Source organism: Streptomyces flavovariabilis (genome assembly GCF_000725785.1).
Classification (GTDB): Bacteria; Actinomycetota; Actinomycetes; order Streptomycetales; family Streptomycetaceae; genus Streptomyces; species Streptomyces hawaiiensis.
The window spans coordinates 47,348-63,982 of record NZ_JNXD01000008.1 but is presented as its reverse complement, the minus strand read 5'-3'; the positions used below and the strand labels follow the sequence as shown (position 1 = coordinate 63,982).

At 71.1% G+C, this 16,635-nt stretch carries 11 protein-coding genes; 9 read left to right on the top strand and 2 right to left on the bottom strand.

The window, feature by feature from the left end; all coding sequences use genetic code 11:
• The first annotated feature begins 181 nt into the window (after positions 1 to 181).
• The 9 genes from IO24_RS0116140 to IO24_RS0116100 all read left to right on the top strand — a co-directional run bounded on the left by IO24_RS0116140 (position 182) and on the right by IO24_RS0116100 (position 12,759).
• Positions 182 to 3,904 (top strand): ThuA domain-containing protein, encoded by a 3,723-nt coding sequence (locus IO24_RS0116140; protein ID WP_031136303.1) that lies wholly within the window; start codon positions 182 to 184, stop codon positions 3,902 to 3,904.
• An 88-nt stretch (positions 3,905 to 3,992) separates the two neighbouring features.
• The gene (locus IO24_RS0116135) at positions 3,993 to 5,177 is read left to right on the top strand and encodes an inositol-3-phosphate synthase (RefSeq protein WP_031136301.1); all 1,185 of its coding nucleotides are present in this window, start codon (positions 3,993 to 3,995) and stop codon (positions 5,175 to 5,177) included.
• Positions 5,174 to 6,217 carry an SCO3242 family prenyltransferase gene (locus tag IO24_RS0116130; RefSeq protein WP_045296226.1) on the top strand — a complete coding sequence of 348 codons (1,044 nt, stop codon included), beginning with the start codon at positions 5,174 to 5,176 and terminating at the stop codon, positions 6,215 to 6,217. The genes IO24_RS0116135 and IO24_RS0116130 overlap by 4 nt, the downstream gene beginning before the upstream one ends.
• The gene (locus IO24_RS0116125; RefSeq protein WP_234335225.1) at positions 6,214 to 7,377 is read left to right on the top strand and encodes a sugar phosphate isomerase/epimerase family protein; all 1,164 of its coding nucleotides are present in this window, start codon (positions 6,214 to 6,216) and stop codon (positions 7,375 to 7,377) included. The genes IO24_RS0116130 and IO24_RS0116125 overlap by 4 nt, the downstream gene beginning before the upstream one ends.
• Complete coding sequence (locus IO24_RS0116120) at positions 7,374 to 8,126, top strand: EboA domain-containing protein (protein WP_031136296.1); 753 nt, start codon at positions 7,374 to 7,376, stop codon at positions 8,124 to 8,126. The genes IO24_RS0116125 and IO24_RS0116120 overlap by 4 nt, the downstream gene beginning before the upstream one ends.
• On the top strand, positions 8,126 to 9,037 hold the full coding sequence (locus tag IO24_RS0116115; RefSeq protein ID WP_031136294.1) for a TatD family hydrolase: 912 nt from the start codon (positions 8,126 to 8,128) through the stop codon (positions 9,035 to 9,037). Before IO24_RS0116120 ends, IO24_RS0116115 begins: the two co-directional genes overlap by 1 nt.
• Positions 9,038 to 9,040: 3 nt before the next feature.
• Positions 9,041 to 10,210, top strand: a complete 1,170-nt coding sequence (eboE, locus tag IO24_RS0116110; protein WP_031136293.1) for a metabolite traffic protein EboE — start codon at positions 9,041 to 9,043, stop codon at positions 10,208 to 10,210.
• Entirely contained in the window at positions 10,207 to 11,625 is a 1,419-nt protein-coding gene (locus IO24_RS0116105) for an alkaline phosphatase family protein (protein ID WP_031136292.1), read from the top strand. Before eboE ends, IO24_RS0116105 begins: the two co-directional genes overlap by 4 nt.
• 81 nt (positions 11,626 to 11,706) lie before the next feature.
• On the top strand, positions 11,707 to 12,759 hold the full coding sequence (locus IO24_RS0116100; protein ID WP_031136290.1) for a sugar phosphate isomerase/epimerase family protein: 1,053 nt from the start codon (positions 11,707 to 11,709) through the stop codon (positions 12,757 to 12,759).
• A 216-nt stretch (positions 12,760 to 12,975) separates the two neighbouring features.
• Here IO24_RS0116100 and IO24_RS0116095 read toward each other — a convergent pair whose 3' ends face one another.
• Together IO24_RS0116095 and IO24_RS0116090 are read right to left on the bottom strand one after the other, a co-directional pair.
• Positions 12,976 to 14,364, bottom strand: a complete 1,389-nt coding sequence (locus IO24_RS0116095; protein ID WP_031136287.1) for an OFA family MFS transporter — start codon at positions 14,362 to 14,364, stop codon at positions 12,976 to 12,978.
• 122 nt (positions 14,365 to 14,486) lie between these two features.
• On the bottom strand, positions 14,487 to 16,631 hold the full coding sequence (locus tag IO24_RS0116090; RefSeq protein ID WP_031136286.1) for an acetate--CoA ligase family protein: 2,145 nt from the start codon (positions 16,629 to 16,631) through the stop codon (positions 14,487 to 14,489).
• Between the last annotated feature and the right edge of the window lie 4 nt (positions 16,632 to 16,635).

Genomic DNA, 16,635 nt, shown 5'->3' with positions numbered 1-16,635 from the left:
CAGTGCTGGGAGAAAGCCCGATCGATCCTGACGCAAGGGGTGTTCGCCCCGGACGGACGCGGTTACCGTTCTTGATGTGTTCAGGACACAAACACCTCCGGGGTGACGGCGCACCCCGGCGCCCGCACCGCACGTCTACGCACCCACCCCGTACGGCCCACCCCGTTCCCGGAGGGACTTCGTGCACAGAACCAGACCCAGAAGCACCCGCACCCCCAGGCGGCCCAGGCTTCGCACCACTGTCGCCCTGTTCACCGGCCTGCTCCTGGCCGTGGGCACCCCGGCCACCGTCGCCGGCGCCCACCCCGGACAAGTAGAACAGGACGAACCGGCAGCCGCCGAGGGCCAGTTCCAGCAGGTGCCGCTCGCCAAGGGCGAACCCGAGACGGGCGAGCCGATGTCGCTCGCCGTGCTCCCGGACCGCAGCGTCCTGCACACCGCGCGCGACGGCACGCTGCGCCTCACCGACCAGGGCGGCGTCACCAAGGTCGCCGGCAAGCTCGACGTCTACAGCCACGACGAGGAAGGCCTCCAGGGCGTCGGTATCGACCCGGACTTCAAGAACAACCGGGCCATCTACCTCTACTACGCCCCGCCGCTCGACACCCCCGCGGGCGACGCCCCGGAGACCGGCACCGCCGAGGACTTCAAGAAGTTCGACGGCGTCAACCGCCTCTCCCGCTTCGTCCTCAAGGCCAACGGCACGCTGGACATGGCCAGCGAGAAGAAGATCATCGACGTCGCGGCCTCCCGCGGCACCTGCTGCCACGTCGGCGGCGACATCGACTTCGACGCGGACGGCAACCTCTACCTGTCGACCGGCGACGACACCAACCCCTTCGCCTCCGACGGCTTCACACCGATCGACGACCGGCCGAACCGCAACCCGGCCTTCGACGCCCGCCGCAGCTCCGCCAACACCAACGACCTGCGCGGCAAGATCCTGCGCATCAAGGTCGCCGAGGACGGCTCCTACACGATCCCGGAGGGCAACCTCTTCGCCCCGGGCACCGAGAAGACCCGTCCCGAGATCTACGCGATGGGCTTCCGCAACCCGTTCCGGATGAGCGTCGACGACAAGACCGGAACCGTCTACGTCGGCGACTACGGCCCCGACGCCGGCGCCGCGGACCCCAAGCGCGGCCCGGCAGGACAGGTCGAGTTCGCCAAGGTGACCAAGGCGGCCAACTTCGGCTGGCCCTTCTGCACCGGGAACAACGACGCCTACGTCGACTACGACTTCGCCACCAAGGAATCCGGCGAGAAGTTCGACTGCGGCGCCCCGAAGAACACCTCGCCGCACAACACGGGCCTGGTCGACCTGCCGCCCGCGCAGGCCGCCTGGATCCCCTACGACGACGGCTCCGTGCCCGAGTTCGGCACCGGCTCCGAGTCCCCGATGGCCGGCCCGGTCTACCGCTACGACCCCGAGCTCGACTCCAGCGTGAAGTTCCCCGAGGCGTACGACGGTGACTTCTTCGCGGGCGAGTTCGGCCGCCGCTGGATCAAGCGGATCGAGCAGAACGCCGACGGCTCCGTCGCGAAGATCAACGACTTCCCGTGGACCGGCACCCAGATCATGGACATGGAGTTCGGCCCCGACGGCGCGCTCTACGTCCTCGACTACGGTGTCTCCTGGTTCCAGGGCGACGAGCACTCCGCGCTGTACCGGATCGAGAACGCCGAGGACGGCTTCTCGCCCATCGCCGAGGTGAGCGCCGACAAGACGTCCGGCGCGGCCGGCCTGAAGGTCAAGTTCACCGCCTCCGCCAAGGACGCCGACTCCACGGACCTCACCTACAGCTGGGACTTCGGCGACGGCACCAAGGGCGAGGGTCTCAACCCCACCCACCGGTACAAGAAGGTCGGCACCTACAGCGCCACCTTCACCGCCAAGGACCCCGAGGGCAACACCGGCAACGCCAGCGTCCGCATCGTGGTCGGCAACACCGAGCCCAAGGTGAGGATCGACGTCCCGGGCAACGGCGCACTGGCCGAATTCGGCAAGCCCGTCCCGTTCAAGGTGACCGTCACCGACCCCGAGGAGTCGGTCGACTGCTCCAAGGTCAAGGTCACCTACAGCCTCGGCCACGACTCGCACGCCCACGAGCTGACCAGCGAGATGGGCTGCGAAGGCACCCTGAAGCCGCCCCCCGGTGACGGCGGCCACGACCCCAACGCCGACATCTACGGCGTCGTCGGCGCCGGCTACACCGACGGCGGGGCGAACGGCCAGGAGGCCCTGACCGGCACCGCCCGCACCGTGCTCCAGCCGCTGCACCGCCAGGGCGAGCACTTCACCACCCAGTCGGGCGTGTCGGTCATCGAGAAGACCGGCGCCAACGGCGGCAAGACCGTCGGCAATATCGACGACGGCGACTGGATCTCCTTCAGCCCCTACCGGTTCGACGGGCAGAAGAAGATGACCGTGCGGGCCTCCTCCGGCGGCGCGGGCGGCTTCGTCGAGCTGCGCACCGGCTCGCCCGACGGACCGCTGCACGGCTCGGCCTACATCCCGCCGACCGGCGGCTGGGAGACCTTCCAGAACGTCGACGTGCCGCTGCGGTCGCTCCCCAAGAAGACCACCGACATCTACCTGGTCTTCAAGGGCGGTGAGGGCGCTCTGTTCGACGTGGACGACTTCGAGTTCTCCAAGGAGCCGTTCAAGGGCGGCAAGAAGGTCCTGGTCTTCTCCAAGACCGCCGGCTTCCGCCACGACTCCATCCCGGCCGGCACCACCGCGCTGAAGGAACTCGGCGGCCCGGCCGGCATCACGGTCGACGCCACCGAGGAGGCGAAGCAGTTCACCACGGCCAACCTCGCCAAGTACGACGCGGTGGCCTTCCTGTCCACCACCGGTGACGTTCTCAACACCGAGCAGCAGCAGGCGTTCGAGAACTACGTGAAGAACGGAGGCGGCTACATGGGTATCCACGCCGCCGCCGACACCGAGTACGACTGGGAGTTCTACGGCGGCCTCGTCGGCGCCTACTTCGACTCGCACCCGGCCATCCAGAAGGCCACCGTCCGCGTCGAGGACCACGACCACCCGTCGACCGCGCATCTGGACGACGCCTGGGAGCGAACCGACGAGTGGTACAACTACCGCACCAACCCGCGTGCGCAGGCCAAGGTCCTCGCCACCCTGGACGAGACCACCTACCAGGGCGGGAACATGAAGGGCGACCACCCGATCGCCTGGTGCCAGAGCTACGGTGGCGGCCGGTCCTTCTACACCGGCGGCGGCCACACCAAGGAGTCCTACGCCGACGAGGCCTTCCGCGCCCATCTGCTCGGCGGCCTGCAGTACGCCACCGGCCAGGTGAAAGCGGACTGCAAGCCGAGCAAGGACTACCGGAAGATCTTCAACGGCCAGACCCTGGACGGCTGGAAGCAGGCCGGTCCCGGCAAGTTCAACGTCAAGGACGGCGTGATGGAGACCGAGGGCGGCATGGGCCTGCTCTGGTACCAGGCCAAGGAGCTGAAGTCGTACTCCCTCAAGCTCGACTGGAAGATGCGGGGCGATGACAACTCCGGGATCTTCGTGGGCTTCCCGGCATCCGACGACCCCTGGTCCGCGGTGAACAAGGGCTACGAGATCCAGATCGACGCCACGGACGCGGCCGACCGCACCACGGGCTCCGTCTACTCGTTCAAGTCCGCGAACATCAAGGCCCGTGACCAGGTTCTGCGGCCGCCCGGCCAGTGGAACAACTACGAGATCAAGGTCCAGGGCGAACGCCTCCAGGTGTTCCTCAACGGAGTCAAGATCAACGACTTCACCAACAGGGACCCCCAGCGGAGCCTGACCGACGGTCACATCGGCCTCCAGAACCATGGCGCCGACGACCAGGTCTCCTTCCGCAACATCCAGTTGAAGGAACTGCCCGTCACGGGTGGCTGAGAGCGGCGGCGGGCGGGGGACGCCGGACCCCCGCCCGCCGCCTCCGTACCTCCCCCCCCAGGGCTCGCGCACGATCAGGAGGCTGCCCATGTCCGCGTCCCTCTCCCGACCGCGTGTGGGGGTGTGGCTGATCGGAGCCCGCGGCTCCGTCGCCACCACCGTCGTCACGGGGTGCGCCGCCGTCACCGCGGGACTGCACCCGCCCACCGGCATGGTGACCGAGACCCCCGCGTTCACCGACAGCGGTCTGCCCGCGCTGTCCGACCTCGTCTTCGGCGGCCACGACACCCTCGACTGCCCCCTGCCCAAACGCGCCGAGACCCTGACCGCCGGCGGCGTCCTCCCACCGGGCACCGCCACGGCCGTCGCCGCCGAACTCGCCGCCGCAGACCGGGAGATCCGGCCCGGCGGCCCCATTGCGGGGGACACCAGGAGCGAGACCGAACTGATCACGGCCTTCGCCGACGACATCCGCGACTTCGTCCACCGCCACGCACTGGAGCGGGCCGTGGTCGTGAACGTCGCCTCCACCGAACCCGCGTCCCAGGGCCCCGGCTCCCCGCTCCCTGCCAGCACCCTCTACGCGCTGGCGGCCCTGCGCGCGGGCTGCCCCTACGTCAACTTCACCCCCTCCGAGGGCATGCACCACCCCGTCGCCGCCCGCCAGGCCGAACAGAGCGCCCTGCCGTATGCCGGCCGGGACGGCAAGACCGGACAGACGCTGCTGCGCGCCGTGCTGGGACCGATGTTCGCTCAGCGGGCGCTGAGCGTCCGGGCCTGGTCCGGCACCAACCTGCTCGGCGGCGGCGACGGCGCGGCCCTCGCCGACCCGGCCGCCGCAGCGGCGAAGAACGCAGGCAAGGAACGCGTCCTCGCCGACACCCTCGGCACCGTCCCCGAAGGCGAGGTGCACATCGACGACGTCCCGGCCCTCGGCGACTGGAAGACCGCCTGGGACCACATCGCCTTCGACGGCTTCCTCGGCACCCGCATGATCCTCCAGACCATCTGGCAGGGCTGCGACTCGGCGCTCGCGGCACCCCTGGTGCTGGACCTGGCCCGCCTGACAGCCCGCGCCCACGAGACGGGGCGGTCCGGCCCGCTCGACGCCCTCGGTTTCTACTTCAAGGACCCCGTGGGGGAGGGGCCCTCGGGACTGTCCGAGCAGTACGAGGAACTGGTCCGGTTCGGGCGGAGCCTGGGGCAGGCCGACGGAGAGGGCCGCGCCGCACGGTCGGTGACGGGCCCCGGCCGGACGGGAGAAGCGCTGTGACGCTGCCCGAGAACCCCTGCGGATGTCCCGACGGGGCGTCCACAGCCGCTCCTGGAGGCACCGCCGGTGACACGGCGGCCTCCTGCGCTTGCACCGGCCGCTCACGCCGGACCCGCGCCTGGGCCGAACTCCTGCGCCTGCCCGCCCTGTTCAGCGTCCCCGGAGACGCCCTGGCCGGCACGGCCGCCACCGGTGCGGCCCCCGGCCCCCGCACCCTGTTCGCCATCGGCTCCTCCCTCTGCCTCTACGAAGCCGGCATGGCCCTCAACGACTGGGCGGACCGCGACGTCGACGCCGTCGAACGCCCGCACCGCCCCCTGCCCTCCGGCCGCATCCGACCGGCCGCCGCGCTCACGGCGGCCTGCGCCCTCACCGGCGCCGGACTGGCCCTGGCCGCCAGCGCGGGCCGCCCGGCCCTGGCCGTCGCCGCGCCCCTGGCGGCAACCGTCTGGGCGTACGACCTCGGCCTCAAGCACACGCCCGCCGGACCCGTGGCCATGGGTGCGGCCCGCGGCCTCGACCTGCTCCTGGGAGCCGCGGCCACGACCGGCCGTACCCGCCCGGCCCTGCCCTCCGCGGCCCTCCTCGGCACCCACACCCTGGCCGTCACGACGGTCTCCCGGCAGGAGGCCCGGGGCGGCTCACCTCTGGCCCCTCTGGCGGCCCTCGCGACGACGGCCCTCCTGACCCGTCTGGTGACGCGCCACCCCGCTGGTCCGACGAGAGACCACCGGCAGGCAACCGCCCACGGACCGACGGGCCCCCGCGCGCCCCGGCGGCGCCCAGGGCAGGAGTCCGCCGCGCTGCTCACCACCGTCCTCGGCGCCGCCTACGCCGCGACGACCGCGCGCCCCTGCTTCCACGCCGCCCTGAACCCCTCACCGCCTCTCACCCAACGCGCCGTCGGCGCCGGCATCCGCGCCACCATCCCCCTCCAGGCCACCCTCACCGCCCGCTCCCGGGGCACGGCCACCGCCCTCCTCATCGCGGCCCTCGCCCCGCTCGCAGCGAGGTACGCGAAGAAGGTGAGCGTCACATGAGCCCTGAAGCCCGCGCCTCCGAGAACCGTGCCGGGGCCTCACGAGCCCCCAGCGCCCAGTCAGCCTCCTCCTCCGACGCTTCCACCCCTGCCGCTGCCTCTTCCCACGCCACCGTCCAGGCAGCCCGCTCGCGCCACACCCCCACCCGGGCCGCTGCCTCGCCTCACCCCACCGTCCGGGCCGCTGCCTCGCCCCACACCGCCACCGTCCCGCCCGGCGCCCTCCCCTCCCTCCGCTTCGGCTACGGCACCAACGGTCTCGCCGACCTCCGGCTCGACGACGCCCTCTCCCTCCTCTCCGACCTCGGCTACGACGGTGTCGGACTGACCCTCGACCACATGCACCTCGACCCGCTCGCCCCCGACCTCGCCGCCCGCACCCGCCGGATCGCGCACCGGCTGGACGCGCTCGGCCTCGGTGTCACCGTGGAGACGGGCGCCCGCTATGTGCTCGACCCGCGCCGCAAGCACGGCCCGTCCCTGCTCGATCCGGACCCCGACGACCGGGCCCGCCGCACCGACCTGCTCGCCCGGGCCGTCCGGGTGGCCGCCGACCTCGGCGCCCACGCGGTGCACTGCTTCAGCGGGGTCGTCCCGCAGGGAACCGGCACCGACAGCGCGTGGAAGCGCCTCACCGAGGCCCTCACCCCCGTCCTGGACGCCGCAGCGTCCGCAGGCATCCCGCTCGCCGTCGAACCCGAGCCGGGCCACCTCCTCGCCACCCTGGCCGACTTCCACCACCTCCGCCGTGCCCTGGGCGACCCCGAACCCCTCGGCCTCACCCTGGACATCGGCCACTGCCAGTGCCTCGAACCCCTTCCTCCCGCCGACTGCGTGCGGGCCGCCGCCCCCTGGCTGCGGCACGTGCAGATCGAGGACATGCGACGCGGTGTCCACGAGCACCTGCCGCTCGGGGACGGGGAGATCGACTTTCCGCCGGTCCTGGCGGCCCTCGCCGCCACCGGTTACCAGGGGCTGACCGTCGTCGAGCTGCCCCGCCACTCCCACGCCGGCCCTCACTTCGCCGCGCACTCCCTCCCGTTCCTCCGCCACGCCGAGCGGACCGCGGCCACCGTGCCGCCCGGCTCCGCTCCGGCCCTCCAGCAGACCGCGCCACCCCACGGCGCTCCCTCCACCACCCCTGAAGGGAGCAGCAGATGACCCACCCCCGCGCCACGCCCGGGGCGAGAACCGCGCGCACCCAGGACGCCCCGAGCACCGGAACCCACACCGGCGAAACGACCCCGGACACCACCCTCACCACCCGCCCCTCACTCACAGACCTCCAGGACCACCTCACCACCCACCTCGACCCACCGGCCCGCTCCTGGCTCGGCCACGCCCTCGACGAGGCCGCCGCCCAGCCCGGCATCCACGGACCCATCTCCGTATGGGAGCTGCGTCTCGCCGAAGCCGGACGCCGCTGCGGCCCCCTGCACGCCGACGCCGCACGGGTCCTCATCCTGAACGCGGCCCGCGCCGGCCTCGACGCGCTGACCCGGGTGTACTTCCAGGGCACCGCCGACGAGCGCCGGGCCGTCCTGCACGCCCTGCCCCACCTCGTGTCCGGCCCCGGCGCCCTCCCGCTGATCGAGGACGCCCTGCGCACCAACGACACCCGGCTCCTCAGCGCCGCCGTCGGCCCCTACGCCGCCCGGCACCTGCCCGCCCACGCCTGGCGTCACGCCGTGCTGAAGTGCCTGTTCACCGGCGTCCCCGTCGACCAAGTGGCGGATCTGCCCCGGCGCGCCGCCGGCGACGGCGAACTCGCCCGGATGCTGGGCGACTACGCCGCCGAACGCACCGCCGCCGACCGCTCCGTCCCCGAGGACCTGTACCGCGTCCTGGACCTGACCGAGTCCGTCACCCCGGCCGCCGGCACGGACCGCCCCCACGGCAAGGAGTCCTGATGCGCATCTTCGACCCCCACATCCACATGACGTCCCGGACCACCGACGACTACGAGGCCATGTACGCCGCCGGTGTCCGCGCCGTCGTCGAGCCGTCCTTCTGGCTCGGCCAGCCGCGCACCTCGCCCGCCTCCTTCCGTGACTACTTCGACTCCCTCCTCGGCTGGGAGCCCTTCCGCGCCGCCCAGTACGGCATCGCCCACCACTGCACGATCGCCCTCAACCCCAAGGAGGCGAACGACCCGCGCTGCCTGCCCGTCCTCGACGAACTGCCGCGGTATCTCGTCAAGGACAACGTCGTGGCGGTCGGGGAGATCGGCTACGACTCCATGACCCCCGCCGAGGACACCGCCCTCGCCACGCAGCTCCAGCTCGCCGCCGACCACGGTCTGCCCGCCCTCGTGCACACCCCGCACCGCGACAAGCTCGCCGGGCTGCGCCGCACTCTCGACGTCGTCCGGGAGTCCGCACTGGCCCCGGACCGGGTCCTGGTCGACCACCTCAACGAGACCACCGTCAAGGAGGCCAGGGACAGCGGCTGCTGGCTGGGCTTCTCCGTCTATCCGGACACCAAGATGGACGAGGAACGCATGGTCGCGATCCTGCGCGCCCACGGGACCGAGCAGGTCCTGGTGAACTCCGCCGCGGACTGGGGAAAGAGCGACCCCCTCAAGACCCGCAAGGTCGGCGACCTGATGCTGGCCGAGGGCTTCGACGACGACGACGTCGACCAGGTGCTGTGGCGCAACCCGGTCGCCTTCTACGGAATCAGCGGCCGTCTGAACCTCGACGTCACCGGCACGGAGGGCACCCACGAGGGCAACTCCATCCTCCGCGGCGCCCCGAAGGATCCGGGCGAGCCGGACGCCGGGACCGGCAGGCCGGCCCGCGCGTCCGCCGCGGAGGCGTGACCCATGCGCTTCCGCCACCCCGACGGCACCACCGTCCACCTCGCCTATTGCACCAACGTCCACCCCGCCGAAACCCTGGACGGCGTTCTCACCCAGCTCCGCGACCACTGCGAACCCGTCCGTCGCCGCCTGGGCCGCGACCGGCTGGGCATCGGCCTGTGGCTCGCCAAGGACGCCGCCCACGCCCTGGTCACCGACCCCTCCGCATTGCGCAAGCTGCGCACGGAGCTGGACCGGCGTGGCCTCGAGGTCGTCACCCTCAACGGCTTCCCCTATGAGGGCTTCGGCGCCGAGGAGGTCAAGTACCGCGTGTACAAGCCGGACTGGGCCGACCCGGAACGCCTCGACCACACCACCGCGCTGGCCCGCGTCCTCGCCGGACTCCTCCCCGACGACGTCACCGACGGGACCATCTCCACGCTGCCCCTCGCCTGGCGCACCGCGTACGACGCCGAGCGCGCGGAGACCTCCCGCACCGCGCTGCGCACCCTCGGCGAACGCCTCGACGCCATCGAGGAGCTGACCGGACGCTCCATCCGCGTCGGCCTCGAACCGGAACCCGGCTGCGTCGTCGAGACCACCCGCGACGCCATCGCCCCGCTCACCGCGATCGGCCACGACCGCATCGGCATCTGCGTCGACACCTGCCATCTCGCCACCTCCTTCGAAGATCCGCACACTGCCTTCGACGCCCTCACCGGGGCCCGCGTCCCCGTCGTCAAATCCCAGCTCTCCGCCGCCCTGCACGCCGAGCACCCTCATCTCCCCGAGGTCCGCCACGCCCTCGCCGCCTTCGCCGAACCCCGCTTCCTGCACCAGACCCGCACGGCCACCGCCGCCGGCCTGCGAGCCACGGACGACCTCGACGAGGCCCTCGCCGGACACGCCCTGCCGGACGCCTCACCCTGGCGCGCCCACTTCCACGTCCCCCTGCACGCGGCCCCCGCCGCGCCCCTCACCTCCACCCTCCCGGTCCTGAAATCCGCACTGACCCGGCTCGTCGGCGGCCCGGCCCCGCTCACCCGCCACCTGGAGGTCGAGACCTACACCTGGCAGGCCCTCCCGCCCGAGCTGCGGCCCAGGAGCCGCACCCAGCTCGCCGAGGGCATCGCCGCCGAACTCGCCCTCGCCCGCGACCTGCTGACAGACCTCGGCCTGAAGGAGCTGCCATGAGCACCGGCACCCATGAGCACCCGGACCAGGCCGCCACGGACCGCCCCACCCCGCTCCTCGTCCTCGACGTCGTCGGCCTCACCCCCCGTCTCCTCGACCACATGCCCCACCTCAAGGCGCTCGGCCAGTCCGGCTCCCGCGCCCCGCTGGGTACCGTCCTGCCCGCCGTCACCTGCGCCGCCCAGTCCACCTTCCTCACCGGCACCATGCCCTCGGAGCACGGCATCGTCGGCAACGGCTGGTACTTCCGTGAACTCGGCGACGTGCTCCTGTGGCGCCAGCACAACGGGCTCGTGGCGGGCGACAAGCTCTGGGACGCCGCACGCCGAGCCCTCCCCGGCTACACCGTCGCGAACATCTGCTGGTGGTACGCCATGGGTGCCGACACCGACATCACCGTCACCCCCCGTCCGGTCTACTACGCCGACGGCCGCAAGGAACCCGACTGCTACACCCGGCCGGCCGCGCTGCACGACGAACTCACCGAGAAGTTCGGCACGTTCCCCCTGTTCCACTTCTGGGGCCCCGGAGCGGACCTCGTCTCCAGCCGGTGGATCATCGACGCGACCCGGCACATCATCCGCACCCGGCACCCCGACCTGACGCTCTGTTACCTCCCTCATCTCGACTACGACCTGCAGCGCTTCGGCCCCGACGACCCGCGCTCCCTGAAGGCGGCCGCCGACCTCGACGCCGCCGTGGCTCCGCTCCTGAGCGACGCCCGCGCCGAGGGCCGTACCGTCGTCGTACTGTCCGAATACGGCATCACCCGCGTGAACCGGCACGTCGACATCAACCGCGCCCTGCGCCGCGCCGGTCTGCTGGAGGTGCACACGCAGGACGGCATGGAGTACCTCGACCCGATGGCGTCCCGCGCCTTCGCGGTCGCCGACCACCAGATCGCCCATGTCTACGTGCGCCGCCCCGAAGACCTGGACGCCACGCGGGCCGCACTCGACAACCTGCCCGGCATCGACCGGCTCCTGGACGACGAGGGCAAGAAGACCCACCATCTCGACCATCCGCGCGCGGGCGAACTCGTCGCCGTGGCGGAACCCGACGCCTGGTTCACGTACTACTACTGGCTCGACGACAACCACGCGCCCGACTTCGCCCAGCTCGTCGAGATCCACCGCAAACCCGGCTACGACCCGGTCGAACTCTTCATGGATCCCCTCGACCCGTACGTCAAGGTCAAGGCGGCAACCGCTCTGGCGCGCAAGAAAGTCGGCATGCGCTACCGCATGGCGGTCGTGCCCCTGGACCCGTCACCTATTCGCGGCAGCCACGGCCGCCTTCCGGCGAGCGACGACGACGGTCCGCTCCTCATCTGCTCCACCCCCCGTGCTGTCGGTGACCGCGTCGCGGCCACCGATGTGAAGTCACTGCTGCTCCGACTCGCCGGTCTCGGCTGAGGCCACAGCCCTCGGTCCCGACTGGTCACAAGTGAAGCACTCACCACTGACAACGCCCCGCGATCACGAGGAGTTCCACGCATGAGCCGCTACTCCCAGCCCGACCCAGAGCTCGGCCACCGCCTCAGCAGACGAGGCATGCTCGGCGTGGCCGCCGGTGCCACCGCCGCAGCGCTGCTCGGCGCCGCGGCCCCCGCGAACGCCGCTCCCGCGACGGCATCCACCGGCACCGCGGCGGGCGCCAAGGGCCGTGGCCGCCCCGTCCTGCCGCCCGGTCGCCTCGGCATCCAGCTCTACAGCCTGCGCGACAAGGTCGCCACCCTCGGCTTCGGCCCCGTCTTCGCCGAACTGGAGCGCTACGGCTACGACGAGGTCGAGTTCGCGGGATACACCCAGGGCTCGGCGGGCCCCATCACGCTCGCCCAGCTCAAGCGGCTGGCCCGCAACCACGGCCTGAACCCGATCGGCAGCCACGTCGGCTACTACTCCGACGACCCGAACGCCTACACCTTCGCCCAGAACCTCACCAAGGTCCTCGACGACGCCCAGGCCCTCGGCCTCAAGCACATCGGCACGGCCGCCGGGCCGTTCCGCTACGGCTCGACCATCGACGCCTGGAAGCGCGCCGCCGAGGACTTCAACACCTACGGCGCGGCCGCCAGGGCCCGGGGCATGAAGTTCTACCAGCACAACCACTCCGAGGAGTTCTCCTTCGCCACCGACAACCCCAAGGTCCGCCTCTACGACGTCCTGCTCAAGGAGACCGACCCGGACCTCGTGCACCTGGAGATGGACATCTACTGGGCGTACGTCGGCCAGTTCCGCTTCTCCAAGCGGCCCGACGGCACACCGGCGCCGTTCGAGCCGCTGAACTACGTCCTGCGGCAGCCCGACCGCTATCCGCTCTTCCATGTGAAGGACGGCGAGAGCGACCCGTCGAACCCGTACGGCTACCGCATGACCGACGTCGGTGACGGGGACATCGACTACCAGCGGTTCATCTCCGCCGTGACCAGGCTGCGCGGCCACCGCCTGGCCCACCACTGGCAGGCCGAGCACGACAACCCCGCCGAGTCCTTCACGTTCGCGCGCCGCTCCAGCGCGCACCTGCACTCCCTGAGGGAGAAGTGCTGACCGGCGTACGGACGTGAGGAGGCCCCTCCCCGTCCGGGGAGGGGCCTCCTCACGTGGGGGGACGGTCAGCCCACGGGCCGCGCCCGGCCCGGGACGTCCCCGCTCATCTCGCAGAGGCGGTGGACGCGGTCGTGGAGTCGGTCGTTCGACGAGGGGGGACGGTGTACGGCGGACGGTGTGGAGGGTCTGCTCGCCGCGGGCGGATCCGCTGTCATGTCAGGCCGTGTCCTCGCCGAGCGGTCGCGGGTTCGGAGCGATGCGGCGCGTTTCCTTGTCGCGTCCCGGCGGGGTCAGGAACAGTGCCACGCAGCCGGCGAAGAGGGAGATGGAGCCGGCCAGGATGAAGGCACCGGAGTGCCCCCAGGCACCGACGACCACGGCACCCATGCCGGCCCCCAGGCCGGAGACGAGCTTGGCGCTGTAGACCATGCCGTAGTTGGACGCGTTGTTGTTCTCACCGAAGTAGTCGGCGGTGAGCGCGGCGAACATCGGGAAGATGGCGCCGCCGCCGAAGCCGGAGATCGAGGAGAAGATCAGGAACAGCGGAAGGTTCTCGGCGTTCGCCGACCAGAGGATGCCGTACTGGGACAGGCCCAGGATCACGCACACGGCGAGCAGGCATCGCTTGCGGCCGTACAGGTCGGAGAGCCAGCCGATGACACCGCGGCCGGTGCCGTTGACGATGGCCTTGAGGGACATGGCGGTGGCGACGACGCCGCCCGCGAATCCGGCCTCCTCGCCGATCTCCACCTGGAAGGCGATACCGAAGATGTTCACGCCGGACGTACAGGCCAGACAGAACCACATCAGGGCCACCCGGCCGGTCTTCCACGCCTCCTTGGGGGAGTACTGGCGCACCGCCGGCGGGTTCATGCGCATCGAGCGGGCCGCGCGCGGGTCCTTCGGCGGGTTGAGCGGGTCGATGTCGGAGGGCCACCAGTTCTTCGGCGGGTCTTTGAAGAAGTAACCGGAGCACGCGACTATTCCGGCCAGGAACAGGCCTACGGAGACCAGGACCCAGCGGAAGTTGGTGAGGTCCATGTAGCCGTTGAAGAGGAAGACGAAGGGCACCGAGCCGTAGGCGAAACCGCCGTTGACGAAGCCGGTCTTGCCGCCCTTGCGCTCCGGGTACCACTTGCCGACCATGTTGACGCACGTCGCGTACACCATGCCGGCGCCCATGCCGCTGAACATGCTGAAGCCGATGTAGGCGACGACGACGTGCGGTGCGAAGGCGAGTGACAGGTAGCCCAGCAGTGTGCCCGCCGCGCCGCACATCATCGCCCAGCGAGCGGGGAGTTTTCCGCTCTCACGCAGCTTGCCCGCGGGGAAGGCCACCGCGGCCTGGAAGAAGACCCAGACGGTCATCATCCAGAAGATGTGCATGCTGTCCCACGCGTGTGCCGTGTGCAGGGTCTCCTCTGCGGACGCGAACGCGTACTCGGCGGAGGAGATGCCCATCATGCCGATCCAGGGCAGGATCACCATCCACTTGCGCTTGCGCCCCATGATGTCGATGTCGGTCTCACCGAGGCGGTAGACGCGTCCGTTCGCGTCGGTGACCTCCCGGTAGGGAACCGTGGTGGGCAGATCGGTCGTTGTCATGTCGTGTCGCACCCCTTGCGTCGAAAGATCTGGCCAGCGCCCCCTGTCCCATGCCTTTCGTGCGCGCGCGGGTCCCGGGGCCGGCCGACGCGCACCCTCGGCCGGCCCCCCGCTCACTCACCTCATGTACCGCCCCCCAGCAGCCCCGCCGCCCGTGCCCAGCGGTATTTCGCGCCGAGCACGGCCACCGGCTTCTCGGTCGTGTACGGGTACGCCACGACCCCGCGCTCGAAGAGGTACTGGCAGGCCTCCTCGACCTCCACGTCCCCCGCGAGCGACGCCACCACGGGCTTCTCGATCCCCCGCTCCCGGAACTCGGCCACCACGCGCGCGGTGAGCTCGGCGAAGACCATGGGAGGAGTGACGATGGTGTGCCAGTAGCCGAGGACCAGCGCATGGATGCGCGGATCCTCCAGACCCAGCCGGATCGTCGCCTCGTACGTCGACGGCGGCTCGCCCCCGGTGATGTCCACCGGGTTGCCCGCGGCCCCGAAGGGCGGGATGAACTTCCGGAACGCCTCGTCCAGATCGGGCGGGATCTCCATCAGTGACAGGCCGTTGTCCGTCACCGCGTCGGAGAGCAGCACACCGCTGCCGCCGGCGCCCGTGATGATCACGACGTTGTCGCCCTGGGGAGCCGGAAGCACCGGCAACGCGCGCGCGTACTCCAGCATCTCGTTCAGCCCCGGCGCCCGGATCACCCCGGCCTGCCGCAGGATGTCGTCGTACACGGCGTCGTCGCCCGCCAGGGCACCGGTGTGCGATCCCGCGGCCTTGGCACCCGCCGCCGTCCGCCCGGCCTTCAGCACGACCACCGGCTTCTTCGGCACGGTCGCCCGGGCGGCCTCCACGAAGGCGCGGCCGTCCTTGAGGTCCTCCAGGTGCATCGCGATGCACTCGGTGTGCGGGTCCTCGCCGAACCAGGTCAGCAGGTCGTCCTCGTCCAGGTCCGACTTGTTGCCGAGCCCGACGATCGCCGACACACCGGTCTTGGTGGTGCGGGCGAAGCCCAGGATGGCCATCCCGATGCCGCCCGACTGCGAGGTCAGCGCCACCCCGCCCTTGACGTCGTAGGGCGTGCAGAACGTGGCGCACAGGTCGTGCCAGGTCGAGTAGTAGCCGTAGATGTTCGGGCCCAGCAGCCGGACGCCGTGCCGCTCGGCGATCGCCACGATCTCCGCCTGGAGTTCGTGCTCGCCGGTCTCAGCGAACCCGGAGGGGATCAGAACGGCGTTCGGGATCTTCTTGCGTCCCACCTCCTCCAGGGCCGAGGCCACGAACTTGGCGGGGATCGCGAAGACCGCCACATCCACCTCACCGGGAACGTCCGTGACACTCTTGTACGCCTTGCGGCCCAGAATGTCATCGGCCTTGGGATTCACCGGATGGATCTCCCCGGCGAACCCCCCGTCGATGAGGTTGCGCATCACCGAGTTGCCGATCTTGCCCTGCTCGTTGGATGCACCGATCACGGCGACCGAGCCCGGCTGCATCAGGCGGCGCATCGAGGTGAGGATCTCGTCGCGCGAGTACTTCCGGCGCGGCACGGGCTGCGACTCGGCGAGGATCACCCGGATGTCGGCCGCGACGGCCCCCTCCGCCGTCGCGATCACGGGATTGAGGTCCACCTCGGCGATCTCGGGGAAGTCCGCGACGAGTTGCGACACCCGGCGGATCTGCTCGGCGACCGCCCACCGGTCCACGCCCGCCTGGCCGCGCACCCCGCGCAGGATCTCCGCCGACCGGATCGAGTCCAGCATCGACAGCGCCTCGTCTGCGGTCACCGGCGCGAGCCGGAACGTGACGTCCTTCAGGACCTCGACGAGCACCCCACCGAGCCCGAAGGCGACCACTTTCCCGAACGTCGGGTCCGTGACCGCGCCGACGATGACCTCTTGTCCCTTCGGCAGCAGCTCCTGCACCTGCACGCCCGAGATACGGGCATCGGCGTTGTACGCTCGCGCGTTGTCGATGATGCGGTGGAAGGCCGCCCGTACGTCGGTCGCGCCCTCGACCCCGACGATCACCCCGCCGGCGTCGGTCTTGTGCAGGATGTCCGGGGAGACGATCTTCATCACGACGGGCCCGCCGAAGCGCGCCGCGAACGCCACGGCCTCGTCGACGTCCGTGGCCAGTTCCTCGCCCGGTACGGCGATCCCGTACGCGTCGGCGATCACCTTGCCCTCGGGCGCGGTCAGCGCGGTCCGTCCCCCGGCCCGCACGGACTCCAGGAGGGACCGCACCCGCAGGACCCGGTCTTCCGCCATCACG